This window comes from Kitasatospora sp. MY 5-36 (assembly GCF_001182915.1).
In the GTDB taxonomy this organism is placed as follows: domain Bacteria; phylum Actinomycetota; class Actinomycetes; order Streptomycetales; family Streptomycetaceae; genus Kitasatospora.
Genome location: NZ_LFVW01000127.1, coordinates 1 through 23235 on the forward strand (window position 1 = coordinate 1; position 23235 = coordinate 23235).

The window sequence follows — 23235 nt, forward strand, 5'->3', positions numbered from 1 at the left end:
CGGTGGTGGCGAGCGGCCAGGGCAGGGCGTTGCGGTCGACCTTGCCGGAGGTGCGGGTGGGCAGGGAGTCGACGAGGGCGAGGACGGGCACCAGCGGGGCGGGCAGGCGCTCCAGCAGCCGGCGGCGGGCGGTGGCGAGGTCGGGGGTGGTGCCGGGCCGGGCGACGAGGTAGCCGACGAGCAGGTCGGCGCCGGCGGGGGTCCTGCGGACGGCAGCGGCGGCGGCGCGCACGTCGGGCAGGGCCTGGAGGGCGGCGTCGATCTCGCCGAGTTCGATGCGGCGGCCGCCGAGTTTGACCTGGTCGTCGGCGCGGCCGAGGAAGATCAGGCCTTCGGGTTCGTTGCGGACGAGGTCGCCGCTGCGGTAGACGCGGGGCGAGGCGAGGGCGGGGTGGGCGCTGAACTTCTCGGCGTCCTTGGCGGGGTCGAGGTAGCGGGCGGTGCCGACGCCGGTGATGAGCAGTTCGCCGGTCTCGTACCAGGGGACGGGGTGGCCGGCCTGGTCGACGACGGCGATCTCCCAGCCGTCGAGGGGGGCGCCGATGCGCACCGGCTGGCCGGGGAGCATGCGGGCGGCGGTGGCGACGACGGTGGTCTCGGTGGGGCCGTAGGTGTTCCAGAACTCGCGGCCGCCGGTGGCGAGGCGGTCGACGAGTTCGGCGGGGCAGGCCTCGCCGCCGACGATGATCAGGCGGACGGCGTCCAGGCACTCCTGCGGCCACAGGGCGAGCAGGGTGGGGACGGTGGAGACGGCGGTGATGCGCCGGTTCACGAGCCAGGGGCCGAGGTCGGTGCCGGCCTTGACGAGGGAGCGGGGGGCGGGCACCAGGCAGGCGCCGTGGCGCCAGGCGAGCCACATCTCCTCGCAGGAGGCGTCGAAGGCGACGGACAGGCCGGCCAGGACGCGGTCGCCGGGGGCGAGCGGCTGCTGCGGGAGGAAGAGGCGGGCCTCGGCGTCGACGAAGGCGGCAGCGCTGCGGTGGGTGACGGCGACGCCCTTGGGGCGGCCGGTGGTGCCGGAGGTGAAGATGATCCACGCGTCGTCGGCCGGGGCGGGCCAGGCCGGACGGCCCGAGGGGCGGGCGTCGGTGGGGGCGTGCAGGGCGCGGCCGGGGCCGAGGACGGCGCAGACGGCGGCGTCCTGCCAGATCATCTCGGCGCGCTCGTCGGGGTCGTCGGCGTCGACGGGCACGTAGGCGGCGCCGCAGCGCATGACGGCGAGGATCGCGATGTAGAGGTCGGCGGTGCCGGAGGGGATGCGGACCCCGACGCGGTCGCCGCGGCCGATGCCGTGGCCGGCCAACTGCCCGGCGAGGGTCTCGACCTCGTGCAGCAGGGCGCGGTAGTCGAGGACGGTGTCGCCGGTGTCGAGCGCGGGCGCGCCGGGGTGCGCCTGCGCGGTGGCGGCGATGATGTCGAGCAGGCTGCGGGGGTGGGCGGGCTGGGCCGCCGGCCAGCCCGCCACGGGGCCCGGGTTCGGGCGGTGCAGCGTGCCGGGGCCGGCCGTTTCGTGGCGTGCGTCCATGGATGGGTTCCTTGGCTCCGGGGTCCTGGGGGCGCGTACGGGTATCACGCGGGGTGACGCCTTTGTCACCTGCTGGGTGCGCCCACTCACCATGACTCCGCTGGGAGTCGGCTGGATGCAGTGAGGAATCGATCAAAGAAAATTCTCATCATCGATGCCACGTGAGGGCAGCAACGGTATGAATCGAATGCTATTTCGCTGGTTTCCGATCGTTTTCGCTGGTGAAGAGTAATCGCCGAATACCGGAGCGGTGCGACGGGAGCGAGAAGAGTGATGAACACCATGGCGACCGATTCGCTACCAGTAGTGAAGGGGCCGCTGCCGAATCGGGGGGTTCTGGTCGGATCACTGGCGTGTTCACGGTTTTCACATATTCCTGTGGGAGTCTTTCGCAGCCCACACCGCGGCTCCTTCCTGTGAGCGGGCTGGGCAGCGGCGCGCCCGACTGGGATTCGGCTGGGCGAGACCGGAACCGGGACCGGGACCGTGACGGGCAGGGTGGCGGGGAGAACGGCGGGGAGAGCGGTACGGAGAGCAGCGGGGAGGTGCTCGTCTGGTACGTGGCGTACGGCTCGAACCTGCACGCCGCCCGCCTCGCCCGCTACCTGCGCGGCGGCCGCCCCGACGGCGGGGCGCAGGCCCACCCCGGCAGCCGCGACCCGCGCCCGCCGCGCCGGGCGGTGGCCACCGTACTGCCGGGCGTGCTCTACTTCGCCGACCACTCGCTCACCTGGGGCGGCGGCTCGGCCTTCTACGACCCGGCCCTTCCCGGCGAAGTCCCCTGCCAGGCCTACCTGGTGACGGTCGGTCAGTTCAGTGACATCGCCGCCCAGGAAATGCGCCGCTCCCCCGGCACCGACCTCGACCTCGCCCCGGTGCTCGCCGCCGGGCGCGCCGAACTGGGCCCGGGCCGCTACGAAACCCTGCTGCACGTCGGCGAGTCGGACGGCCACCCGCTGCTGACCTTCACCGCCGCCCGGGGCGTGGCCGGCGCCGAGCTCAACGCCCCCACCCCGCCCTACCTGCGCACCCTGGCGGCGGGCCTGGCCGAGTCCCACGGCTGGGGCCCCTGGCGCACGGCCGGCTACCTCGCCACCCGCCCGGGCGCGGCCGGGCACTGGACACCGGCGGAGGTGGCGGCGCTGCTGCTGTAGGCGCGGCCGTGGCCCGCGCCCCGGCCCCGGCCCGGGCCGCTGTCGGCGGGCGCCGCTACCGTGCCGCCATGACCTACCACCCCACCGCGCCCGCGGATGCCGACTGGGACCGCCAACTCGCCGACGCCTTCGCCGCCTTGCTCGGCCGCCCCCTCGCGGAGTACGACCCCGACGCGGTCTACGCCGCCTGCGTCACCGGCAACCTGCTGTACGAGACCGGCTTCCGGCGCGAGCACGCCTGGGTGCGCCCGGCGGCGCTGCGCGGCGAGGAGCCGTTCGTCTCCCGGCTCCACCTGTTCGACGAGGCCGAGGGGACGCCGGTCTTCGACCCGAGCCGCTCGGTCTTCGAGTTCCGGCCGTCCGACGCCGGGGCGCATCTCCCCGAGGGCTTCGCCGCCGCCGTCGAGGCCGCCTGCTTCAGCCCCGGACTGCTGCGGGGCGCCGACCTCGCCCCGCTGCTGGAACGGCATGGCGTCGACCTCACCGACCTGGCCCTGGCCGGTACCTGGGAGGTCTACGCCCCCCTGCTCGTCTCCGACGGCACCCTCCTGGACGCCCTGTGCACGGCCTTCGCCACCGGCCGCACCCCCGGGGAGCTGATGCCCTTCACGGCGGAGCCCGAGGAGGAGTGGGAGGAGGAGCTTTCCGTGATCGGGAACCCCGAACTGCGCACCCACCTCGGCTACTTCTGCACCGACGGGGAGACGGGCCTGATGCCCGTGTCCGCCGACACCACGGCCTTCGGCCTGGACGACGAGGGCTGCGAACCGGTCGCGGGCTGGGAGGACGGGCACGGCCAGGTGGAGATCACCGTCATCCGGCTGAGCGACCACGTCGCCGGGCCGCGCCGCTGACCCCGGCCGCCCCGCACGACGGCCCGAACACGGCGGGGCCGTCCGGTGAACTGCCGGGCGGCCCAGCCGTGTTCGGGCGTTTGGCGGTACGGGTCTCAGGCGTGCGGCGTCCAGAAGGCGGTGAGCCGGCCGACGCCGTGCTCGACGGCCTTCCAGCTGCCGTGGAACTCCAGGACCGCGATGGCCGAGGTCGGGAAGCCGGAGCGGTTCATCCGCGCCAGCAGGTCTCCCTCGGCCTCGCCCGCCAGGGCGTCGGCCAGCGCGTGGACGCCGGGGTTGTGGCCGACCAGGACCAGGTCCCGCACCTCGTCGGACTGCTCGTTGAGGAGCGCGATCAGCTCCCCGAGGCTCGCCTCGTACACGCGCTCCTCGGCGACGGTCTTCGGCACCACCGGGAGCTCGGCGGCCGCGAGCCTCCAGGTCTCACGGGTCCGCACGGCGGTGGAGACCAGCGCGAGGTCGGGGGTGATGCCGGCGCCGGCGATCCAGCGTCCGGCCGCCGGCGCGTCCTCGCGGCCCCGGTCGGCGAGCGGGCGCTCGTGGTCGTCCACGTCGGGGTGCTCGGCCTTGGAGTGGCGCAGCACGACGATCCGGCGCGTCGATTCCTCGGACATGGACGTCTCCCTCGGTTCCCGGAACGGGCGGTTCACCCGGACCAAGATCGTAACAGTCCGTACTGACGGTCCATCGGGTGGAACGCGACGGGTGCGCCGCCCCGGGCGGGCGGCGCACCGACCGGGCCCCGGCCTCCCCACCGGCCGTCCCCGGCAGGCCGGTTGGGGAAGAGCCGGGCCCGGAGCCGCGCCGGTCAGTGGTGGTACATGCCGACCTCGTAGCCGCCGCCGGGCTGGCGGATCATCACGTTGGCCCGGTTGAAGGCGTTGATCAGCGCGATCGCGCAGACCAGCGCCGCGAGCTGCTCCTCGTCGTAGTGCTCGGCGGCGTTCGCCCACGCCTCGTCGCTCACCCCGCCGGCCGCGTCGGCGAGCCGGGTGCCCTGCTCGGCGAGTTCCAGCGCGGCGCGCTCGGCCTCGGTGAAGACGGTGGCCTCGCGCCAGGCGGCGACCAGGTTGAGGCGCACCGGGTCCTCGCCGGCGTGCACGGCCTCCTTGAAGTGCATGTCGATGCAGGCGCCGCAACCGTTGATCTGGCTGGCGCGCAGCCGCACCAACTCCTGGACGGTGTACGGCAGGGCCGACTCGGCGATGGGCTTGTTGGCCGCGATGAGGTGCTTGAGGACCTTGCCGATGACGGGGCTGGCGAAGGGGTTGAGGCGGGGTTCCATGGCGTGCTCCTCGGTCGCTGTTCCGCTTGCTGCCCCTTGAGACAGGACGGCCCGCCGTTCTGTGACATCCCCCGGCCGCCCGGGCTCCGTGACCTGCGCCACACCACCCGCCGGTGGGCTCCGGCGGGCCTCGGATAGCCTGCTGGCCACGGTCGGGACAGGGGGTCCACATGACGGGTTCGGCGGGTACGACAGGTGCGGCGGGCGTGGCCGGGTACCGTCCGCTGCTGTTCTCCATCGCCTACGGGATGACGGGTTCGGTCGGCGACGCCGAGGACCTCGTCCAGGACGCCTTCCTCGGCTTCACCCGCGCCGACCGGGCCGGCACCGCGGTCGCCGACCCCAAGGCGTACCTGACCACGGCCGTCACCCGCCTGGGCATCAACCACCTCACCTCCGCCCGGGTGCGCCGCGAGGCCTACGTCGGCCAGTGGCTGCCCGAGCCCGTCGTCACCACCGCCGAGCGGCCCGGCCCGGCCGAGCACGCCGAGCTGGCGGACACCCTGTCGATGGCGTTCCTGGTGCTGATGGAGGCCCTCTCGCCGGTCGAGCGCGCGGTGTTCACGCTGCGCGAGGCCTTCGGGTACGGCTACCCGGAAGTCGCGGAGATGGTGGGGAAGAGCGAGGCGAACTGCCGTCAGATCCTCGCCCGCGCCAGGAAGCGCCTGGCGCCCGCGGCGCGCGAGGACGAGACCGTCGCCCCGGCCCCGGCCCGCCGTGCGGAGGGCGAGGAGCTGGCCCGCCGCTTCTTCGAGGTCGCCGAGGGCGGCGACCTGGACGCCCTGCTCGGCATGCTCGCCCCCGACGTGGTGTTCCAGGGCGACGGCGGCGGCAAGGCCCGCGCACTCGCCCACTCCCTCACCGACCCGCGCCGCGTCGCCCAGCTGCTCGTCGGCGGCCTGCGCCGGGTCCGCCGCCTGGGCGCGCGCCTCGTCCCGGCCCGGGTCAACGGCCGCCCGGGCGCGGTGGTGTACGACGCGGAGCAGCGCGTGGCCGGCGTCATCGAGCTGGACATCGACGCCGACGGCGCGGTGCGGTCCGTCCACGCCGTGTCCAACCCCGACAAGCTCGCCCACCTCGGGCCGGTCTCGGGCCTGGGGCTGCTGCCGGCGCCGAAGTAGCCGGGCGACGCAACGGCCCGGGCCCTGGCAACCACCGCCCGGGCCCGGGCCGTTCGTCGTACGGGTGCGGCCGGAAGGCCGACCGGAAGGTCAGAGCGCGGTGCAGACGGCGGTCGCGCGGATGGACTCGGTCCCGGTGCCGGTGTTGGTGCCGCGCACGACCCAGGAGTTGTCGGTCGCGTAGGAGTCGGTGACGAAGATCCGGAAGGCGCTGGTCTGGCCGCCACCGCCGGTGGGCACCTCCCCGGACGGACAGCTGACGATGGCGACCCCGTTGTCCCCGGGGGCCACGTCGATCCAGTCGCCGACGACCTGGTCGTGCGCGGCCATCAGCGCGGGGCTGACGGCGGCCGGGCCGTGCGGGACGACGACGGTCGGCTTGACGTTGGGCTTGCCCACGGGCTTGCCCGCCGGCTCGCCGACGGGCTCTCCGACGGGCTTGTGGCTGGGCTTGCCGTCGGCGACGGCGGCCACGGTGCCCGTGGCCAGGACACCGGTGACGGCGACGGCGAGGGCGGTCAGGACGAGGGGCTTCATACGGGCCACGGGGGCTCCTGAGGGTTGCGGCTCGGGGTGCGTCGACGCGGGGCCGTTCCCCGCGTCGAGCCCGATCCGTACCCGAACCCCCGGCTCCGGCGCGGAGGCCCGCCGTACCGGCTACCCGGGCGGGGGAACACCGCTGCCCGACCGGGCTAGCCGGGGCCGGCATCCCCCGGTTCGATCAAGGAAGCCGTCCACGGGGGAAACGCGGGCGACCGTCACCTCGGCACGTTCCGGCAGTTCAACGCCGCGGCCCGCGTCATCGGCCGGCGCGACGCCCTTCGCCGCCTCGCGCTCGGCGCCGGGGTCCGTCTGGTCGCCGCGTGCTCCGACTCCCCCGCCGCCGGCTCCCCTGCGCCCGACACCGGGAAGCCCACCGTCGCCGAGCGGGAGAGCACGCTGGAACTCATCCCGAGCGAGCCGTCGGACAAGGAGCCGCTCCGGGCCCGGATGCTCAAGGGCTGCGAGATCTACACCAGCGGCCAGCCGTGCCCGATGTGTATGAGCGCCATCTACTGGTCCCGGTGCGAGGCCGTCTACTTCAGCCGGAACCTGGCGGAGACCGCGGAGATCGGGTTCAGCGACGAGTACCAGTACGACGACTTCAAGAAGCCCATCGAGGAGCGGAGCATCCGCATGGTGCAGTTCTGCCCCGAACTCGGCAAGCCCGCGTACGACGCGTGGAGGGCCAGGCCCGACAAGCACCCCTACTGACCTGCCACCACCTCCGCGACGGCGCGGCGGGGGCGGGTGAACCAGCAGGCCAGCAGCAGGTTGGGCACCCAGCACAGCCAGGCGATGGCGGTGTAGGAGGCGCGGAAGTCCAGGTGCGCGGCCGTCGCGGCGACCAGCATCAGGCGCAGCGTGACGGCGGCGAAGGTGAGCGCGAAGCTGCGGATCATCCAGCTGCGGTGGTCGGCCACCCGGCCGTCGAGGATCGCCCGCAGCCCGGCGTTGCCGGTCACCAGCCAGGCCACGGCCAGGCCGACGAAGCCGAGCCTCGCGACCGCTCCCCCGTACGCGACGGGCGCCAGCAGCAGCGCGCCCACCCCGCCGACCAGGCAGCCGAGCAGGTAGACGACGCCGATCCGGCGGTGCAGGCGCGGCCGGCGCTCGCGCAGGCGGGCGGAGAACTGCCAGGGCCCGACCGCGAGTGCGGTGATCGCGCCGAAGATGTGGATGTAGAGCGGGACTTCGTGGCTCAGGTAGGTGGCGCGCTGCTGCTCGAAGAACCCCGCGGGGTCGAAGCTGAAGTACTTGGCGGAGACCACGGCGATGAGAGTGGCGAGCACCGTCATGACGGCCCAACCGGCCCGTGTGATGCGCATGGACTGAGTGTCCGGCCTGTCGGCCCGGGCCGACATCCGGGTTGCCCCCGAGAGGAACCCCCAGAGAACCCCACCTTCCTTGCGGGGGCTGGCACTTGGCGCCCGATGTCAAGATCGTTCCCTCGAAAGTGTTGTTCCGGAACGGAGTTCCTTGGAATCGATCGCGGCGCGGCTAGCGTGAGCGGTGATCACCACGAGAACTCCCTCCGGAACGAAGGAATCCCATGTCCGACGCCTACGTCTTCGCCAAGGGCAACACCGCCGAGATCAGCCTGCCCGCCGGCGCCCAGGTCGCCGTCAAGGCCAAGACCAACTCGTCCAACGTCCAGAAGGTGCAGCTCACCAGCAAGGATGGCGTCGTCGACCTGGCGTTCAGCGGGACCGGCGAGGGCAACGCCCCCATTGGGCAGTCGACCGTCACCGGGCCGGCCGTCCTCACCGCCGCCTTCGAGTTCGCCGCAGCCGACGGCGACTTCAAGCCGAGCAAGCTCAACTCCGGCGGCCCGTACACGATCGGCGCCTACAACCTGGCGGTGGTCGTCGCCGAGAACGGCGACGACGCCGACTACAACGACACCGTCCTCGAGTTCAGCTGGCACACCCCGAAGTAGCAGCGGCGGGCATGCTTCCGGCCCGGCACGGACTCCCGCGCCGGGCCGGAGGCGTGTCCGCGGGCGGCGCGGTCAGGCGGGCTGCCAGAGCTCGATGCGGTTGCCCTCGGGGTCGGTGACCCAGCCGAACCGGCCGACGCCGTCCATCTCCTGGGTCTCCCCGGCCACGTCGGCCCCCTTGGCCCGCAGCTGGGCGAGCATCGCCTCCAGGTCGCGGACGCGGAAGTTGAGCATGGTCTGCTGGCCGCGGGGCCCGAAGTAGTCGGTCCCGGACTCGAAGGTCGCGAACACCGTCGGCCCGGCTTCCTGCTGCCACAGGCCGTGTTCGTCGGCGTCCAGCCCCAGGCAGTCGCGGTACCAGGCGCCCAGCGCCGCCGGGTCGGCGGCCCGCAGGAAGTATCCGCCGATGCCGAGCACTCGTTCCATGCCGTCATCCTGCCAGGCCGTCGGCCGCCGGGCCCGGCACCGCGCCACCGTGGAGGACGGCTGTTGCGCTGGCCGGGATGCGTCGGCGACCTTCTCGGGGGTGAAGATCACGTTCGGTTTCGGCCACTCCACACCGGGCCGCGTCCCCGAACGCCGCCCGCCCTGGAGGCTGATCGCAATCCGACGACCGAACATCCGGGCCCCGCCTCACCCTCCTCCAGGGCACCTTCGAGTTCGAGGGCCGCGATTCCGTGGTCCTCGACCTGTCCACCGAGGAAGCGCGGGCGAAGGCGGCCGACACCACCATCGTCCTCAAGGAGGGCGCCAACTACCGGGTGAAGGTGACGTTCCGCGTCTCCGGCGACATCGTGTCCGGCGTCCAGTACACGACCCAGACCTACCAGAAGGGGCTCAGGATCCAGAAGGACCAGCAGATGCTGGGCTCCTTCGGCCCACAGGACCGGCCCCACGAGGTCACCGTCCCGAGGCACGGCTGGGCGGAGGTGCCGTCCGGCCTCCTCTCCCGGGGCTCCTACACCGCCAAGGGCACCTTCACCGATGACGACGGCGTCGAACTCGGCGCCTGGGAGTGGGCGTTCGACATCAAGTCCAGCTGGTAGAGGACGTTCAAGAGGGGCCCGCCCGGCAGCCACCTGCCGGGCGGGCCCCATCTTCCGTTGTCAGGTCGCCCGTTGGCCGTGGAGGAGGGCCGGCAGGGAGCGGCCGGCAAGGGCCTCGGCGGCGCGGGCGGCCTGGGAAGGGGCCATGAAGTCCGGCAGGTTGCGGGCGGGGACGAAGCGGGCGCCGAGCAGCCCGCTCTGGCGCCGCGCCGGGACGGTGACCTGGGTGCCGTCGGGGACGGTGCCGCCGTCGTAGACGAGGGTGAGGCGCTCCAGGTGACGGTCGGCCGGGGCGAAGTCGACCGCGAGGACGTGGGTGAGACGGGCGATCAGGCCGGTCTCGGCATGGAGGTGACGGGCCGCGGCCAGATTCGGGGGCTCGTTGGGCTTCGCGGAGCCGCCCGGCAGGATCATGCCGTCCATGTAGTCCGGGTCGACGAGCAGGACGTCGCCGCGCTGGTTGCGGACGAGGACGAGGCAGCCGAGCCGGCAGACGGGGGGCTTGGCGAGCAGTCGGGGGTCGTGCACGGGGATGTCACTTTCTCAGGGCGGAGAGAAGCACGGGGGAGAAGCCGGCCCGCCGGCAGAGGCGGGCCAGGTCTTCTGTCGGCGAAGGCGAGGCGCTCGTAGCGCAGGCCCTGCTCAGCAGTGGCACGGGAGAGGGTGGAGAACATCTCACCTCTCCCCCGGCCGCTTGTGGACCTCGAAGGCCTTCCAGGCGCTGTAGGCGTCCCCGAAGAAGACGAAGGCGGCGGGTTCGCCGCCGGGCCGGCGCAGCCACTCGCCGGTGATCTCGTTGCGGACCCGGTAACGGTCGGAGGCGGTGTCCCAGCGAACGCCGTAGCCGTGAAGGCTGGTGAGGGCACCAGCGTGGTGCCCATCACCCTTCTCCAACTCGCCGGACAGTGCCCTGCTCGCACTCGATTCCATGGGTACGACTCCTTACACGCGGTCTGTGCGGAAATCATCGACACCCGGACGGCTCATAGCCGCCCCGTCTCCAGGACACCTGCCACATCTCGGCGCTACGGTCCAAGAAAGCCCAAACGTCTCTGGATGCCCCTTGAACACTGCGCTTCAGCAAGGTATGGCGACAGCCCGTCTGTCCCCCCGGCAACTCGCCGCCCGGGTCGGTGTTACACCTAAGACAGTGGAACGCTGGCTCTCCGACGCGGCGCTGGTGCCGCATCAGCGGAACCGTATCGATGTCTGCGCGGCTTTAGGGGTTGATGAACGAGTGATCTGGCCCAACAGCGTCCGGGCGAACGTCAAGACCGGGCACGACCGGGAGGTGTTCGCCGTCTATCCGCACCGGTCGGCCTGCCCTCAGTCGGTCTGGGCGCAGCTGATCGCCGAGGCGCGGTCCGAGGTCTTCCTCGCCGGGTACACCAACTACTTCGTCTGGCTGGAGCAGCCCGCCCTCCTCCAGACCCTGCGGCGCAAGGCCGAGAGCGGCTGCCGTATCCGCTTCCTCCTCGGCGATCCCGAGTCCGGGACGACGCGCCGGCGCGAGCAGGTCGAGGACGTGGCCCTCACCGTGTCCACCCGGATCCGGGTCACGCTGGAGCACCTGGCCAAGCTCTCCGGCAGCCCGGGCGTCGAGGCGCGCTTCAGCTCCCCGGAGGACGGCCCGAACCACATCGGCCTGTCCGTCTTCCGCTTCGACGAACACGCCCTGGTCACCCCGCACCTGGCCCGCACCGTCGGCCACGACTCCCCGTTGATGCACCTGCGGCGCAGCGAGGAGAACGGCATGTTCGACCGCTTCGCCGAGCACATCGAGGAACTCTGGTCCCGGGGCAACACCATCCCCACCGACCCGGCCCGCGCATAGGAAGTCGGCCCCGCCGACTTCCTGCTCCATCCGCACCGGCGAATCGGCACCAGTCGGCAGTGCTCGTTCACGACGAATTCCTCGGTCGGTACGGCACATCGCCCGCCGAACTGCCGGACGGCCGTGCCCGATCGGCTTCCCTCGCGCCGCCGTCCCGGCCTGCGCACAGGAAGTCGGCCCCGCCGACTTCCCGCTCCGCCGTCCATGACTGCGGGCCGCACGCCCTTACGGACCCCTCCGGCCGGGCCCTCCCCCGCTCCTGTGCGGGGCCGGGGCCCGGTTCGATTCGCGGGAGGCGGGTCTTCTCCCCCACGGGCTCCAACTGCGGGCGGTCCGCCCGCAGTCGCGGCGTGACGGCCGGGGGCAGCGGGCGGCAACGGCCGTCCGCGCCCAGGTGCGGCTCGGCTCCAGAGCCACCTCCGCCAGGCGGGCGAGAAAGCTCCGCCACGGCGTCTCGTCCTGGCGTTCCCCCGGCCCAGCCCCCTGTGAGGCCGGGGCCGATGGCGCTCGGAAACAGCCCTTCGAGGCGTGCCGGTGGTCGGCCCCGCCGACCGGGTATCCGTCGCGGGCTTTCAGCTGACGGTCGTGACGACCAGCCGGAAGACGTGGTGGCTGAGGGAGAGGTGGTTGCCGGTGAGCGTCTGTACGAAGGTCTCGGTGAAGTCGACGGCCGAGTCGTCGAATCCGAGCCTGCCGACGACAACGGTGAGCACGCCCCCGTCGGACAGCGGCTGGCTGTCGACGTTGCTCAGGACACGAGAAGTCGTGGTGAAGGAGAGGTCCCGAAGCTTCGCCTCGATGGCCTGTCGCCCCTGGACCTGCTGGCCTTCGAAGGTGAGCAGCGCATCCTCCGCGTAGAACCCCCGCCACGCCTGCGCGGGACTCGCCGCCCTCGTCGAAGTGGGCGCAGTAGCCCTCATGGCGGGCGAGCTCACAGGGAGGTCGTCGTCAGAGTGCGGTTTCAGCCGTTCCGGCACTGCTTGTTGGCTCTCGGAGGTCGGACCGCCCCGGGAGCGTCCGAGGCCGTTCGTCGGGGCAATGCTGCCGGGGGTCGCGGCGCCCGGCCGGCACGCCGGGCGCCGCGACCGCGCACGTCACGCCGGCGAGGTGGCCGTCCCGCCGAGGTGCCGGACGAGGAAGCGGGCCGCGCTGTCGGCCTCGGACCTGGGGAAGTCAAAGTGCTTGCCCGCGTTGGCGTGCAGTGTCTTCTCCGTCGAGGCGAAGGCGTCGAAGAGTACGAGGGCGGCCTCGCGCGGGATGCGCTCGTCGTCCCACTGCATGGCGAACTCGATCGGGACGGTGATCCGCCGCGCCTGCTCGACCAGGGCGTCGGGCCACATCAGCCCGAAGACCGCGGCCGTGATCCTGGGCTCGGCCGCCACCAGCGGCACGCCGAGCGCGGTGCCCATGGCGATGCCGACGTAGCCCACCGGCCCGTCGGCGCCGATCTCCGGCAGCTCCTGGAGGGCGTCCAGGGCCGCCTGCCACTCGGGTACGGCGAGCTCGGCCAGGCGGGCGTTGTAGCGGACGACGACCGGGCCCTCCGGCTCGCCCGCCGCCTGCGCCGCGCGCAGTTCGGCGATGTCCGCCTCGTCCTGCGCGCTGCGCGGCCGGCCGCCGTGACCGGGTGCGTCGAGGACGGCGACGTGGAAGCCGCAGCCGGCCGCCAGGAGCCGCGCCCGGCCCGCCATGGAGGGGTGCTTCTTGTGGGCGCCGCCGCCGTGGCCCATCAGGACCAGGGGTGCGCGACCGCTGCCGGTGGCAGGGGAGGCGGGGGACCAGAGCACGCCGGGGACGCCGCCCACGGTGAAGTCGCGTTCGGTCATGCCGTCCGCCGTGGACTCGGCGGTGAAGTGAAGGGGCTGGGAAGAGTGCATCGGTGTGGCCTTTCGGGAGTTGCCTGCTCATCGCGGCGCTCCCGGCGACACCCTGCGTCAGTCGCCGGCCGTGAACCCCAAGGGGAGCACCCATATCGGTACTGCGGTCATGGGTCTCACCTCCTCGGGCGGTGTCACGGTCGACTGCAAGCTACAAGCCCGGGCCTCGTCCCGTCCAACCCTTTTTCCCGGCCACGTGATCACGGCTCCACGCGCCCCGGTGCCAAGCGGCCGTACGCATTCCTACAAGACCGCCGCTTCCGCGCCCGGACAGGATGGGCTTCCGAAGGACCCCTACAAGGAGGTTTCATGCTGAAACGCCTGAAAGCGGGAACCATGAAGAAGCGTCTGCTCGCGGTGCCCTTCGCCGTCGCGGCCGCCCTGGCGGTGTGCGTCGCCCCGGCCGCGTCCGCCGCCACCGGCGCGGGTGGCTCGGGCGCCGGCCAGGCCGGCTTCTCGGCGCAGGCCCGGGACCTGGGGCTGAGCGGTGCCCAGGCCAGGAGCCTGCAGGACCGGGTCGACGACTACCTCGCCAAGACCCCCGGGGCGAGCCAGGTGGCCGTCAACAAGATCGCCCTGCCCGGCGGCGAACTGCTGCTCCCGCTGCCCGGGGAGGAGCGGGCCCGCGACCTCGCCGCCAAGGCCGACTCCCCCGCCCTGTCCTCGGGCTGCCCGTACACCTACGTGTGCGCGTACAGCGGCACGAACTTCACGGGCGAGGAACTGCGCCTGTTCACCTGCAACTACCCGGTCCGCATCTACTGGACCGGGACCGGATCGTGGATCAACAACCAGCGGTCCACGCTGTACGCCAGGTTCTACGGCGCCGACGGCAACGTCGGCTGGACCTCGCCCGGCGGCTACAGCGAGGACCGCGCGGCCCCCTGGGGCTGGGTCTACTGGCTCAGCCCCTGCTAGAACGGCCGCGCCGGAGTGGGAAGTCGGCCAGGCCGACTTCCCACTCGCTACCACACCGGCGACCGAAGCACGCCGATTACTGTGCAATTCGAGTGCCGACGGCGATCGGATCGCTACGTTCCATTCATGGATTTCAACAGCATTGCGAACTCGTTCGTCGGGCACTACTACACGACCTTCGACGGCGGCATCGCCACTCGCAACAACCTGGCGAGCCTCTACCGCCCCGAGTCGATGCTCACCTGGGAGGGCAAGCAGGTCCAGGGGCAGGCGGGCATCATCGAGGCGATCAGCAGGCCCGAACTCGCCGTCGTCAAGCACAGCGTCACCTCCTCCGACGCCCAGCCCGCCCCGGGCGGCGGCGTCCTGGTCACGGTGACCGGCAACCTCGCCATCGACAACGCCTTCGACAAGCCGATGCTCTTCACCGAGACCTTCAACCTGCAGCCGATCCCCGGCCAGCCGGGCGGCTTCTTCGTCTACAACCAGGTCTTCCGCCTCGTCTTCGCCTGATACGGCGGCCGGCTCCGGTGCTGCGGCTGCGTGAACTGGCCGACGGCGACGCCGAGTCGGTTCGCCGCATCCATGCCGACGGGTCCGCCACGGATGTGTGGTTCGGCGCGATGACCGGCGTCCAGGCCCTCGCCTACGTCCGCGAGGCCGCCACGGACCCCGGGCTCCTCGTTCGCGGCATCGAGGTGGGCGGGGACCTGCTCGGCGTCGTCCGGCTCCGGCTCGACCCCGGCCGCGGCACCGGCCGGCTCAGCTACGTCGTGCGCGAGGACGCCCGGGGCAGCGGCCACGCCACCGCCGCCGTACGGCAGTTCCTCACCGGCGACGGCCTGCCCGCCCGGGTGCTCGCCGTCCACCGGGAGGCCAACCCCGCCTCCGGCCGGGTCCTCGCCAAGGCCGGCTTCACCCCCACCTGCACGAGCGCCGGCCTCGTCCACCACGAACGCGCGCGCCGCTGAACGGCGCTCCGGAGTAGGAAGTCGGCCCAGTCGACTTCCTGCTCCTCCCCCGCCCCACCGGGACGGCGGCGTCGGCGCCGACCCGCCTCCGGCCTTGGCCACCAGGGGGATCGGAGCGCGGAGCAGCGGGCGGGACGCCGTGGCAGCGCCTCGTCGCGGGACCGGAGCGGGACGGAACCGGATGGCGGACCCTCACGCTCACCGGCGCGAGGGTCCATCCGGGCCCGGGCCTGCGCGGTCGCCGGTCAGTCGGCCAGGGAGCCCCGGTACTCGACGGGACCCTCGCCCGGGAACTGGGCCGTGCCCCGGAAGCTGTTGCCGTCGTCGAAGAAGGTGACATTGCCCGCCCCCGCGTCGGGGCTGGTCCAGGTGACCGTGGTCCCCGTCGAGGGAGTGCCGTCACCGACGGCCTGCCCACGGTTGGCGATGTTGAGGGTGAGGGGCTCGTCCGCCTGCCAGCCCCCGCCGCCCGTGTAGATCTCCGTGTTGTACGTGGCCATGCTCGTCTCCTTCCCGGTCGCCGCACCGGCCGGTCGGCCGGTCGCGGCAACGGCTGTCGGAAAGGGCGCCCCCATGACGCCCGCCCGTTCAACGCCCGTGGTGGGGAAAGGACACCGGCCGGCCTCCCGATCCGGGCCCGGTGCGGCCCGCGTCATCCGGGTTCGGAACGTCACGGCCCGGACGGCGGTCAGAAGAGGCCCGCGCGCATGTGCCGGGTGAGGTTCTCCAGGATCTCCCGCAGCCACGGGCTGCGGGCGGCCGGCAGCCGGGCCAGGGTGTGCCGGAACACGCCCGCGTCGGCCCGGAAGGGGTAACGGGCGCGCGGAGCGGGCGGGTCGTCGCGCAGGACGCCGTCGGGCATGCCGCCCGACGCGGGGACGGGCAGGTGCGGCTCGGGGAAGGCCAGCCACCGCCACACCCCGACCGGCAGCGGCACCGGGTACGCGTGGGAGGCCTGAGCGGGCGGGGCCCAGGCTTCTCCCGTCCGGGGGTGGGTCGGGACGAGGAGGATGTCGGCCCCGCTGGCGGGGGCGGGCAGTCCCGGTCCGGCCAGGACGGCGCGGCGCGGCGACGGGCCCGCGGGCAGCAGGGCGTCGAGGGCGCGTTGGAACACCTCCGCGGCCAGGCCGTGCGGGACGGTCACCGGACGGCGTTCCGAGGCCGCCAGCAGGTGGGCGAGGGCCCGGCCCGCCGCGGCCTCCCACTGCGGGCTCCACGACCAGAAGTGGCCTGACCCCAGCCTCGGGCCGCCCCACGTGGCGATCGGCTCGAACGGGGGCGTGCCCTTCCCCTCCGCCACCGCCTCCGTCCAGGACAGCGGCGCGACGGGCTCTCCGTCGACGGGGAGGCGACGCACGGCGTCCGGCGCGAGCCACACCGCCTGCCAGAGCGAGCAGTCGTCGACCCGGCTCGCCACCGACCGACCGCAGGCCGCACAGGCCGTGTTGGGGCCGTCGGCACCGTCGAGGCCGCAGCAGGAGCCGCCGCGCCCCTCCGGGATCAGCAGGGTGTTGCGCGCGTCCCCCGGGGCGATGACGACCGCGCCGGGCGCGCCGTCGGACAGGGCGGGGACCGGCGCGTGGATGCCGCGGGCGGCCGCCTCGTCGGGACGGACCTCCTCCCACCGCCGCCAAGGCGGCCCCCAGGGCTCCGGGTCCACGGCGAACGTGCCGGGTTCCATCAGCACGGGGAGTTGGAGCCCGTTTCCGTACTTCTGGTGGGCGTGGACGGGCAGGGCGACCTGGAACAGTGCGGTGGTCAGCTCGGCCCCGCACCCCGCGCACACAAAAACGAACAACTGTCCTCCGTCTGGGAAACGGAGGCATCCTCGCAGCTCAGGGGCGGCCGGCCAAGCGGGTTTCCGGGCCGGCCCCGTTCGTCACCGGGAGCGGCCGGGCCGCTCCGGGTGCCGAACGGCCCGGGCTGTCCGGGCCGTTCGGCATCCAGTCGCGGGGCACCGTTCATCCGGCACGTGCGGAGGGGGGTCGGTTCCTGAGTCGGCCGGCGGTGCCCGGGACCGGGTCAGGCCTTCCAGGCGCCCCAGTAGACGTTGGCGTTGTCGCCGGCGCCGGTGTCGTGGGTGGTGCGGAAGAAGCCCCGGGTGGTGCCGTCGTCGTCGTAGCCGTTGCTGCCGACGTAGGGGTTGTTCCAGTGCAGCCTGACGGCCGCGCCGTTGCGCCAGCCCTCCTCGCAGTTGGACGCCTGGAACGTCACCGAGCCCTCGGTGCCGGTCATGAAGCCGTTGCTTTCCGACTGGAAGACGGCGTCCCCGGTGTTGCCCAGCGACTGCGGCGGCTCCTGGCCCTGGGTCCAGATGCCGTGGGACAGCGAGTAGTCGGTGCGGTTGAGCGTGCAGCCGGTGCCGTTGTGCAGGTGGACCGTGGTGCTGCGGGCGGCCGAGAGGGCGGCCTGGGCGGGGGCCGGGGCGGCCTGGGCGGTGCCGGTGGCGATGGTGCCGAGCCCGATGGCGGTCACCGCGGCCAGCGCGGCGGTACGTGCGGAGATACGCATGGTCTCCCTCGATTCCGTGGGTCGTGGGTGGGGTGCGCGGGCTGTGTTCCGCGCCGTGGTGAACGATCCGGCCGGCCGGTCAACGAACGGTGGACGGCGCGGTGAACGCCGTGACATGTGCGGTTCATCGTTTGTCGACGCGCATGGTGTTCGCACACCCGGGAGGCCCCGCGCCCGCCTGGCCGCAGCACGCGGGGCGGGGCGGGGCGGCCTGGTAGTTGACGACGGCGCTCGCGTGCGGCCAGGGGACCGCAGTGGCGCGGCAGGTGGCCAGGAACTCGTAGCGGTCGTCGGCTCAGGAGGGGACGGCGTCGTCGGGCAGGGCGTCGACGACCGCCGCGACGACTGCCTCCGCGCCGTCGACGTCCTGCAGCCGCCCGTCGTCGAACCGCACCCGGTAGCGGCCGTCGCCGAGCGGCGCGACCCTTGGCAGGTCGTAGGAGATCGGCGGCGCCGCCCGGCGGCTGAAGGTGAGCCAGTACATGCTCCGGCCCGGCGACAGGGCCCGCAGGCGTGGCTGCGCGTGGGCCGCCTCGACGAGTTCCCGCAGGCCGGTTTCGTGTCGGCGCTCGTGCGTGGCGGACTCGCGCAGTCGGCGCCACCGGACCGGCACGGCGTCGCCCCGTTCGTGGGCCTCGGCCAGTTCCCAGGTCCGCGGGAAGGGCCACCGCGCGAGGAGTTCGGCGAGGCGGGCCCCCGCCTGCCAGGTGGCCACCGCCCCGGCGGCCTCGGCGAGGTCGCCGGTGCTGCCGGTGGCCAGGTGGACTCCGCCCGCCCAGCAGCCGACGTCGAAGCCGCGCTCCCTCGCCGTCATCCCGACCCGTGTCGACCGGTCCCCGGTGGTCACCCGCGCCGCCGTCCGGCGCCGGCCCGGCTCGACGGCCGGCTCGCCCCCGAGCCGGAGCCCCGCCCGATCGGCTTGTGCCCGAAGGGCGTTCAGCAGCGACCCGGCCCGCGCCACGTCGGGGTAGTGGGCCGCGTAGGGGCGCAGCGCGTCGCCCTCGTCCGCTGCCGGGACGGGGGTCTGTTCGGGCATGCGGTCGAGTCTGCCAGGCCTCGGCGCCGCTTTCCGGTGCTCACGGACGAGTGAACGGACAGCCGCGGGTGATCGTGCGGTTCGGCGGCAGCGTGTACATCGCCTGACCGTACCGCCCCAAAGGCCCCACTCACGCGGGGTCTGAAATGCCCTCGCCGCGGTCGCCCGGCAGGCCGAACAGCGGCAGGCAGGGCGCCAGTCCGTCGACGGTGACGGGGACCTCGCGCCGCGCCTGCCAGCGCTCCCGGGTGAGCCTCAGCCGCCGCTCCGTCACGCCGCGCCCGCGGACCAGGTGGCGGTCGACGCCGTCGGGTTCGTAGCCGTGCTTGCGCGACACGGCGTACGAGGAGGGGTTGTCCTCGAAGGCGCCCGACACCGCCTCCGTCGCGCCCAGGCCCGCGAAGGCCAGGTGCAGGACGGCGGCGCGCATCTCGGTGCCGATGCCCTGCCGCTGGTGCCGCGCGCCGAGCCAGGAGCCGGTGGAGGCCTGCCGCAGGACGGCGAAGTCGCGGGCGGCGACGGTCTGCAGGCCGACGACCCGGCCGTTCTCGAAGACGGCCAGGTTCAGCGCCCAGTCGTCCGGGGACCAGTTGCCCCGGCGCAGCCAGTGGTGCTGGACCACGGAGCGGGCGCGCTGGGCCGGGGGGAGGTCGGTCCACGGGACGATGAAGGGCATCCGGTCCGGTTCGTGGACGCCTTGGGCGGCGAGGTCGGCCAGGGCGGCGAGTTCGTCGTCGGCGGGCAGGCGCAGTTCGAGGCGGGGGGTGCGCAGGCGCAGGCCCAGCAGCGGCCAGTGGTCGGTCAGCATGCGCCATTGTCGGGGGCGGTGGCGGCCGCGGTCATCCGGATTTCCGCGCTCCGGCCTCCGGGCTCTCCCGGCCCTGCTCCGGCGCGCCGCGCGCAGTGGGAAGTCGGCCGGGCCGACTTCCCACTCCCGACCGCTCCCCGCCCGCCCGTCCGCCCTACTCGACGACCTCGGCCTTCACCAGGACCACGTCCTCCTTGGGGACGTCCTGGTGGCCGGCCCTGGAGCCCGTGGCGACGGCCCTGATGGCGTCCACGACCTCCTGGCCCTCGACCACCTCGCCGAAGACGGCGTAGCCCCAGCCCTGGGGGTTCTTGCCGCTGTGGTTGAGGAAGTCGTTGTCGGCGACGTTGATGAAGAACTGGGCGGTGGCCGAGTGCGGGTCCCCCGTGCGGGCCATCGCCACCGAGTACTTGACGTTCTTCAGGCCGTTGTCGGCCTCGTTCTCGATGGGCGCGCGGGTCTCCTTCCGCTTCAGTCCGGGCTCCATCCCGCCGCCCTGGACCATGAAGTTGTCGATGACCCGGTGGAAGACCGTCCCGTCGTAGAAGCCGTCCGTGACGTACCGGAGGAAGTTCTCCACCGTCGCCGGGGCCTTCTCCGCGTCGAGGCGCAGGACGATGTCGCCGTGGTTGGTACTCAGTTTGACCTTCGACATGATGACCTCACTGTCTGCATGGTGGCGGCTACGAGAACGCTCACCGCGCATTGTGGCAGGAGGGGCGGCCGGGGCTGCTGAGGTTCCCGTCGTGGCGCCGGGACGCGGGAAGTCGGCCGGGCCGACTTCCCGCTCCGGGCACTTGCGGGAGAACGACCCCCGGCCGCACTGTGAGTGGGCGATCGACTACGTCCCGTCAGGAAGTGTGCGATGTCCCCTCTCTCCCTTGTCCGCGGCCGCGTGACGGCCGTGGTGTGCGTGCCGCTCCTCGCCCTCGCGGCCCTGATCGCGCTCTGCGCCCCGGCACAGGCAGCCCCGGCACAGGCGACCCCGACGCAGGCGACCCCCGCACAGGCGACCCCCGCACAGGCGACCGCGAACCGGGCCGCGCCCGGGCCGGTGGCGGCGGAGGGCCGCCGGGCCCTGGTCAACTTCGGCACCGTGAAGTGGTTCAACGCCGAGAAGGGGTTCGGCTTCATCACGCCGGACATCCCCGGCCCGGACGTCTTCGTCCACTACTCGAGCATCATCGGGGGCGGGTTCCGGACCCTGACGGAGGGCGAGCGGGTGGAGTTCCAGATCGAACAGGGACCCAAGGGGCCGCAGGCCGTGAACGTCATCCCGCTCTGAGCGCACAACCCGCCACGCCGCCCGCCCGGGGCCTCAGTTGGCGAGGCTGAAGTCGCCGCCCACCGGTGCGGCGATCTTGTCGATGCCGGTGAGCGCGGTGAGGGTGGGCACCGGGGTGCTGCTGTCGGTGGTGGTGCCGTCGCCGAGCTGGCCGGAGCCGTTGCTGCCCCAGGAGTGCACGGTGCTGGTGCCGGACAGTGCCACGGTGTGCTCCCGGCCGGCGGCCACCAGGCGGACGTCCGTCAGGCCGGGGACGGTGACGGGCAGGACGCGGAAGACGGTGGTGCCGTCGCCGAGTTGGCCCGCGGTGTTCTGGCCCCAGGCCTTGAGGCGGCTGTCGTCGTCGACCACGGCCATGCTGTGGTTGCAGCCGGCCGCGATCTGCGAGACGCCGCCCGACCAGGTCGGCCGGGTGGCGACCGGGGTGAAGCGGTTGATGGTGGTGTTGTCGCCGAGCTGGCCGGTGGCGTTGTAGCCCCAGGCCTTCACCGAGGCGCCGGCGCCCGGCTTGCCGACCAGGACGAGGTTGTGTCCGGCCCCGGCGGCGATCCGGCTCACGCCGGTCAGGCCGGTGACCGGCGCCGGGAGGCCGCGGCTCGACGAAGTGCCGTCGCCCAGCTGGCCGTTGCCGTTGTAGCCCCAGGCCCACACGGTGCCGTCCTCGCGCAGCGCCAGGCTGTGGTGGAGGCCGGCGGCGATGGCGACGACCTTGTGCAGGCCCTCGACCCGGACCGGGACGCCGCTGTCGGAGTTCGTCCCGTTGCCGAGCTGGCCGTGGGTGTTCTGCCCCCAGGCCACCACGGTGCCGTCGGCGAGCAGGGCGAGGCTGTGCGCGCCGCCGGCCGCGATGTCGGTGGCGTCGGAGACGTCGACCACCTGGCCGGGGGCGTTGTGGCTGAACACGGTGCCGTCGCCGAGCTGGCCCGAGCCGTTGACGCCCCAGGACTGCACCGTACGGTCCGTCAGCAGGGCCAGCCCGTACCCGAGGCTCGCACCGGCGCCGCCGGCGGCGATCTTCACCACCTCGGCGCTGGTGAGCCCGAGGACGGTGGTGGCCGTGGTGCGGAGGTCGGCCCAGGTGCCGTCCCCGAGCTGGCCGGAGCGGTTGTTGCCCCAGGACTTCAGGCGCTTCTCTGCCATGCGACGATGCCTCTTAACTGATGTGACAATAAGTCAAATCGTCGACACGTCAGGACGGTTGACGAGTCCGCGATCATGGCCCGACGCTACCCACGCGCCCGCCGCCCGCACCGGAAGCCGCCACGCGGCCACCCGAACGGGTGATGGACCCCCGCACCCGGGCACCGGCCGCGACCCCGCACGCATTCCACACACCCCTGCCGTTGTGTATACGGCCCGTCACCCCTAGTGTCGGCGGTCTCCGCGCGCGGGGCAGCGCGCGGAGACCGTCACGCCTTGAGGAGGGCAAGCCCGTGGCCGACACCTTCGTGCCCATGGAGCCGACCGCGTACGTCACGCGACGGAACCTGGCCGGCGCCAAGGAACTCCCCGACGCCCCGGCCGACTTCGAGAACGCCCAACGCGGCCTGCTCGCCGCCCCGCCCTACCGGGCCCTGCCGTCCCTGGACGGCGAGGAGGCGGTCTGGCACTTCCACGCCTTCGACTTCCACACCTCCGACACCCCCGCCGACGCCGACTCCCCGGTGGCGGCGCCGCTGCGCCGCCAGGGCCGGCTCGCCGTCCCCTCGGGCCTGTTCCGGGTCGCCGACGGCCTCTACCAGGTGCGCGGCTTCGACCTCGCCAACCTGACCGTCGTCACCGGCCCCCGCGCCCTGCTGGTGATCGACCCGCTCGGCTCGTACGAGACGGCCCGCGCCGCCCTGGCCCTGTACCGCTCCACCACCGGGGACACCCGCCCGGTGCGGGCCGTGGTCCACACCCAGAGCGGGGTGGACCACTTCGGCGGCGTGCGCGGGCTGTTCACCGGATCCCGCACCGGCCCGCCCGCCGGACCGCCCGCCGACCTCGCGGTGTACGCGCCCGACGGGTTCCTCGCCGACGCGGTGCTGCGCCAGGTCACCGAGGGCGCCCGGCAGGCCCGCCTGGTCGACTACGCCTACGGCACCCGGCTCGGCATCGGCCCGCTCGCCCTGGCCGGCTCCGACCTCGGCCGCACCGTCTCCACCGGCCGGCCGGACTTCCTCGCCCCCACCGACACCGTCGGCGGCCCGCTGTCCGCCCCGACGCCCCGGGCCCACTGGCCCGCCTGGACCGGGATCCCCTGGCAGGAGGGCCTGTACGCGGTCGAGGCCGCCGGGGTGCGGATGGTCCTGCGGCCCGCGGGCGGGCACGCCTCCCCCGCCGAACTGAACCTCTACCTGCCCGCGTACCGCGCCGTGTACCTGGCCGGCGCCGGACTGCTCGGCGCCCCCGGCCCGGCCCGCGCCGAACTGCTGGACGCCACCGCCGCCGCCTTCGGCACCCCGGCCGAGGTCGGACTCGGCGCCTACGGGCACCCGGTGTGGGGCGCCCCGTACGTGTCCGCGTGGCTGGCCGCCCACCGCGCCGCC

The 23235-nt window shown here is 73.4% G+C and carries 27 protein-coding genes and 2 pseudogenes; 12 read left to right on the plus strand and 17 right to left on the minus strand.

The window, feature by feature from the left end; all coding sequences use genetic code 11:
* The coding region (locus AE652_RS09955) for an amino acid adenylation domain-containing protein (RefSeq protein ID WP_159028418.1) at window positions 1-1525 on the minus strand (1525 nt) is incomplete at its 3' end.
* A gap of 545 nt (window positions 1526-2070) precedes the next feature.
* Here AE652_RS09955 and AE652_RS09960 point away from each other — a divergent pair.
* Window positions 2071-2679, plus strand: coding sequence for a hypothetical protein (locus tag AE652_RS09960; protein WP_049650874.1), 609 nt, complete (start codon window positions 2071-2073; stop codon window positions 2677-2679).
* Window positions 2680-2747: 68 nt separating this feature from the next.
* Window positions 2748-3533, plus strand: a complete 786-nt coding sequence (locus tag AE652_RS09965; protein WP_049650898.1) for a hypothetical protein — start codon at window positions 2748-2750, stop codon at window positions 3531-3533.
* 95 nt (window positions 3534-3628) lie between these two features.
* On the opposite strand, the gene AE652_RS09970 is transcribed toward AE652_RS09965, so the two are convergent.
* Window positions 3629-4147 carry a histidine phosphatase family protein gene (locus AE652_RS09970; RefSeq protein WP_049650875.1) on the minus strand — a complete coding sequence of 173 codons (519 nt, stop codon included), beginning with the start codon at window positions 4145-4147 and terminating at the stop codon, window positions 3629-3631.
* Window positions 4148-4341: 194 nt separating this feature from the next.
* Entirely contained in the window at window positions 4342-4818 is a 477-nt protein-coding gene (locus AE652_RS09975; protein ID WP_049650876.1) for a carboxymuconolactone decarboxylase family protein, read from the minus strand.
* A gap of 170 nt (window positions 4819-4988) precedes the next feature.
* Between AE652_RS09975 and sigJ the strand changes: the two genes are divergently transcribed.
* Entirely contained in the window at window positions 4989-5939 is a 951-nt protein-coding gene (gene sigJ, locus AE652_RS09980; protein WP_049650877.1) for an RNA polymerase sigma factor SigJ, read from the plus strand.
* A gap of 90 nt (window positions 5940-6029) precedes the next feature.
* Here the strand turns inward: sigJ and AE652_RS09985 are convergent, their stop codons facing one another.
* Complete coding sequence (locus AE652_RS09985) at window positions 6030-6485, minus strand: hypothetical protein (RefSeq protein WP_143204473.1); 456 nt, start codon at window positions 6483-6485, stop codon at window positions 6030-6032.
* Window positions 6486-6929: 444 nt separating this feature from the next.
* On the opposite strand from AE652_RS09985, the gene AE652_RS48035 reads away from it, so the two are divergent.
* A complete protein-coding gene (locus tag AE652_RS48035) occupies window positions 6930-7193 on the plus strand; it encodes a hypothetical protein (RefSeq protein WP_053112026.1) in 264 nt (87 codons plus the stop codon).
* Here AE652_RS48035 and AE652_RS09995 read toward each other — a convergent pair.
* A complete protein-coding gene (locus AE652_RS09995) occupies window positions 7187-7807 on the minus strand; it encodes a DUF2306 domain-containing protein (protein WP_053112027.1) in 621 nt (206 codons plus the stop codon). The two genes, AE652_RS48035 and AE652_RS09995, sit on opposite strands and share 7 nt — an antisense overlap.
* A 224-nt stretch (window positions 7808-8031) precedes the next feature.
* Here AE652_RS09995 and AE652_RS10000 point away from each other — a divergent pair, with 224 nt between their 5' ends.
* Window positions 8032-8418, plus strand: a complete 387-nt coding sequence (locus tag AE652_RS10000; protein WP_049650879.1) for a fucose-binding lectin II — start codon at window positions 8032-8034, stop codon at window positions 8416-8418.
* A 72-nt stretch (window positions 8419-8490) separates the two neighbouring features.
* Here AE652_RS10000 and AE652_RS10005 read toward each other — a convergent pair whose 3' ends face one another.
* Entirely contained in the window at window positions 8491-8844 is a 354-nt protein-coding gene (locus AE652_RS10005) for a VOC family protein (RefSeq protein WP_049650880.1), read from the minus strand.
* A 209-nt stretch (window positions 8845-9053) separates the two neighbouring features.
* Here AE652_RS10005 and AE652_RS10010 point away from each other — a divergent pair.
* Window positions 9054-9464 (plus strand): annotated as a pseudogene (locus AE652_RS10010) (hypothetical protein); the annotation flags it as partial.
* A 60-nt stretch (window positions 9465-9524) separates the two neighbouring features.
* On the opposite strand, the gene AE652_RS10015 reads toward AE652_RS10010, so the two are convergent.
* Together AE652_RS10015 and AE652_RS10020 are read right to left on the minus strand one after the other, a co-directional pair.
* On the minus strand, window positions 9525-9992 hold the full coding sequence (locus AE652_RS10015) for an NUDIX domain-containing protein (RefSeq protein WP_049650882.1): 468 nt from the start codon (window positions 9990-9992) through the stop codon (window positions 9525-9527).
* A 147-nt stretch (window positions 9993-10139) separates the two neighbouring features.
* Window positions 10140-10394 (minus strand): hypothetical protein, encoded by a 255-nt coding sequence (locus AE652_RS10020; RefSeq protein ID WP_049650883.1) that lies wholly within the window; start codon window positions 10392-10394, stop codon window positions 10140-10142.
* Between the two features lie 307 nt (window positions 10395-10701).
* On the opposite strand from AE652_RS10020, the gene AE652_RS10025 reads away from it, so the two are divergent.
* Entirely contained in the window at window positions 10702-11298 is a 597-nt protein-coding gene (locus tag AE652_RS10025; protein WP_369808283.1) for an XRE family transcriptional regulator, read from the plus strand.
* 572 nt (window positions 11299-11870) lie between these two features.
* Here the strand turns inward: AE652_RS10025 and AE652_RS10030 are convergent.
* Together AE652_RS10030 and AE652_RS10035 are read right to left on the minus strand one after the other, a co-directional pair.
* On the minus strand, window positions 11871-12218 hold the full coding sequence (locus tag AE652_RS10030; RefSeq protein WP_159028419.1) for a ketosteroid isomerase family protein: 348 nt from the start codon (window positions 12216-12218) through the stop codon (window positions 11871-11873).
* A 174-nt stretch (window positions 12219-12392) separates the two neighbouring features.
* On the minus strand, window positions 12393-13175 hold the full coding sequence (locus AE652_RS10035; RefSeq protein WP_049650886.1) for a dienelactone hydrolase family protein: 783 nt from the start codon (window positions 13173-13175) through the stop codon (window positions 12393-12395).
* Window positions 13176-13484: 309 nt separating this feature from the next.
* Between AE652_RS10035 and AE652_RS10040 the strand changes: the two genes are divergently transcribed.
* The 3 genes from AE652_RS10040 (at window position 13485) to AE652_RS10050 (ending at window position 15064) form a co-directional block, all read left to right on the plus strand.
* The gene (locus AE652_RS10040) at window positions 13485-14093 is read left to right on the plus strand and encodes a peptidase inhibitor family I36 protein (RefSeq protein ID WP_143204475.1); all 609 of its coding nucleotides are present in this window, start codon (window positions 13485-13487) and stop codon (window positions 14091-14093) included.
* 126 nt (window positions 14094-14219) lie between these two features.
* Window positions 14220-14606: a nuclear transport factor 2 family protein gene (locus AE652_RS10045; protein WP_049650888.1), complete on the plus strand. Its 387-nt coding sequence runs from the start codon at window positions 14220-14222 to the stop codon at window positions 14604-14606.
* Window positions 14607-14623: 17 nt separating this feature from the next.
* Window positions 14624-15064 (plus strand): GNAT family N-acetyltransferase, encoded by a 441-nt coding sequence (locus AE652_RS10050; RefSeq protein ID WP_049650889.1) that lies wholly within the window; start codon window positions 14624-14626, stop codon window positions 15062-15064.
* 245 nt (window positions 15065-15309) lie between these two features.
* Here the strand turns inward: AE652_RS10050 and AE652_RS10055 are convergent, their stop codons facing one another.
* The 6 genes from AE652_RS10055 to AE652_RS10080 form a co-directional block, all read right to left on the minus strand.
* Window positions 15310-15564: a hypothetical protein gene (locus AE652_RS10055; RefSeq protein WP_049650890.1), complete on the minus strand. Its 255-nt coding sequence runs from the start codon at window positions 15562-15564 to the stop codon at window positions 15310-15312.
* A gap of 188 nt (window positions 15565-15752) precedes the next feature.
* Window positions 15753-16862 carry a hypothetical protein gene (locus tag AE652_RS10060; RefSeq protein WP_049650891.1) on the minus strand — a complete coding sequence of 370 codons (1110 nt, stop codon included), beginning with the start codon at window positions 16860-16862 and terminating at the stop codon, window positions 15753-15755.
* A 224-nt stretch (window positions 16863-17086) separates the two neighbouring features.
* Window positions 17087-17575 carry a hypothetical protein gene (locus tag AE652_RS10065; RefSeq protein WP_049650892.1) on the minus strand — a complete coding sequence of 163 codons (489 nt, stop codon included), beginning with the start codon at window positions 17573-17575 and terminating at the stop codon, window positions 17087-17089.
* A gap of 295 nt (window positions 17576-17870) precedes the next feature.
* Complete coding sequence (locus AE652_RS10070) at window positions 17871-18611, minus strand: DUF6193 family natural product biosynthesis protein (protein WP_049650893.1); 741 nt, start codon at window positions 18609-18611, stop codon at window positions 17871-17873.
* 130 nt (window positions 18612-18741) lie between these two features.
* The gene (locus AE652_RS10075; protein WP_049650894.1) at window positions 18742-19419 is read right to left on the minus strand and encodes a GNAT family N-acetyltransferase; all 678 of its coding nucleotides are present in this window, start codon (window positions 19417-19419) and stop codon (window positions 18742-18744) included.
* 154 nt (window positions 19420-19573) lie between these two features.
* A complete protein-coding gene (locus AE652_RS10080; protein ID WP_049650895.1) occupies window positions 19574-20074 on the minus strand; it encodes a peptidylprolyl isomerase in 501 nt (166 codons plus the stop codon).
* A 423-nt stretch (window positions 20075-20497) separates the two neighbouring features.
* Between AE652_RS10080 and AE652_RS48040 the strand changes: the two genes are divergently transcribed.
* The gene (locus AE652_RS48040) at window positions 20498-20704 is read left to right on the plus strand and encodes a cold-shock protein (RefSeq protein ID WP_049650901.1); all 207 of its coding nucleotides are present in this window, start codon (window positions 20498-20500) and stop codon (window positions 20702-20704) included.
* Window positions 20705-20737: 33 nt separating this feature from the next.
* On the opposite strand, the gene AE652_RS10090 is transcribed toward AE652_RS48040, so the two are convergent.
* Window positions 20738-21844 (minus strand): hypothetical protein, encoded by a 1107-nt coding sequence (locus tag AE652_RS10090; protein WP_082345607.1) that lies wholly within the window; start codon window positions 21842-21844, stop codon window positions 20738-20740.
* 293 nt (window positions 21845-22137) lie between these two features.
* Between AE652_RS10090 and AE652_RS10095 the strand changes: the two are divergent.
* Window positions 22138-23235: pseudogene (locus AE652_RS10095) on the plus strand (MBL fold metallo-hydrolase); the annotation flags it as partial.

What these genes read in the sequence shown, in the direction of transcription:
- AE652_RS09965 (WP_049650898.1), top strand. Translation starts at nt 2,748, where the DNA reads ATGACCTACCACCCCACCGCGCCCGCGGATGCCGACTGGGACCGCCAA.
- AE652_RS09970 (WP_049650875.1), bottom strand. Translation starts at nt 4,147, where the DNA reads ATGTCCGAGGAATCGACGCGCCGGATCGTCGTGCTGCGCCACTCCAAG.
- AE652_RS09975 (WP_049650876.1), bottom strand. Translation starts at nt 4,818, where the DNA reads ATGGAACCCCGCCTCAACCCCTTCGCCAGCCCCGTCATCGGCAAGGTC.
- sigJ (WP_049650877.1), top strand. Translation starts at nt 4,989, where the DNA reads ATGACGGGTTCGGCGGGTACGACAGGTGCGGCGGGCGTGGCCGGGTAC.
- AE652_RS48035 (WP_053112026.1), top strand. Translation starts at nt 6,930, where the DNA reads ATGCTCAAGGGCTGCGAGATCTACACCAGCGGCCAGCCGTGCCCGATG.
- AE652_RS09995 (WP_053112027.1), bottom strand. Translation starts at nt 7,807, where the DNA reads ATGCGCATCACACGGGCCGGTTGGGCCGTCATGACGGTGCTCGCCACT.
- AE652_RS10000 (WP_049650879.1), top strand. Translation starts at nt 8,032, where the DNA reads ATGTCCGACGCCTACGTCTTCGCCAAGGGCAACACCGCCGAGATCAGC.
- AE652_RS10005 (WP_049650880.1), bottom strand. Translation starts at nt 8,844, where the DNA reads ATGGAACGAGTGCTCGGCATCGGCGGATACTTCCTGCGGGCCGCCGAC.
- AE652_RS10020 (WP_049650883.1), bottom strand. Translation starts at nt 10,394, where the DNA reads ATGGAATCGAGTGCGAGCAGGGCACTGTCCGGCGAGTTGGAGAAGGGT.
- AE652_RS10030 (WP_159028419.1), bottom strand. Translation starts at nt 12,218, where the DNA reads ATGAGGGCTACTGCGCCCACTTCGACGAGGGCGGCGAGTCCCGCGCAG.
- AE652_RS10035 (WP_049650886.1), bottom strand. Translation starts at nt 13,175, where the DNA reads ATGCACTCTTCCCAGCCCCTTCACTTCACCGCCGAGTCCACGGCGGAC.
- AE652_RS10040 (WP_143204475.1), top strand. Translation starts at nt 13,485, where the DNA reads ATGCTGAAACGCCTGAAAGCGGGAACCATGAAGAAGCGTCTGCTCGCG.
- AE652_RS10045 (WP_049650888.1), top strand. Translation starts at nt 14,220, where the DNA reads ATGGATTTCAACAGCATTGCGAACTCGTTCGTCGGGCACTACTACACG.
- AE652_RS10055 (WP_049650890.1), bottom strand. Translation starts at nt 15,564, where the DNA reads ATGGCCACGTACAACACGGAGATCTACACGGGCGGCGGGGGCTGGCAG.
- AE652_RS10065 (WP_049650892.1), bottom strand. Translation starts at nt 17,575, where the DNA reads ATGCGTATCTCCGCACGTACCGCCGCGCTGGCCGCGGTGACCGCCATC.
- AE652_RS10070 (WP_049650893.1), bottom strand. Translation starts at nt 18,611, where the DNA reads ATGCCCGAACAGACCCCCGTCCCGGCAGCGGACGAGGGCGACGCGCTG.
- AE652_RS10075 (WP_049650894.1), bottom strand. Translation starts at nt 19,419, where the DNA reads ATGCTGACCGACCACTGGCCGCTGCTGGGCCTGCGCCTGCGCACCCCC.
- AE652_RS10080 (WP_049650895.1), bottom strand. Translation starts at nt 20,074, where the DNA reads ATGTCGAAGGTCAAACTGAGTACCAACCACGGCGACATCGTCCTGCGC.
- AE652_RS10090 (WP_082345607.1), bottom strand. Translation starts at nt 21,844, where the DNA reads ATGGCAGAGAAGCGCCTGAAGTCCTGGGGCAACAACCGCTCCGGCCAG.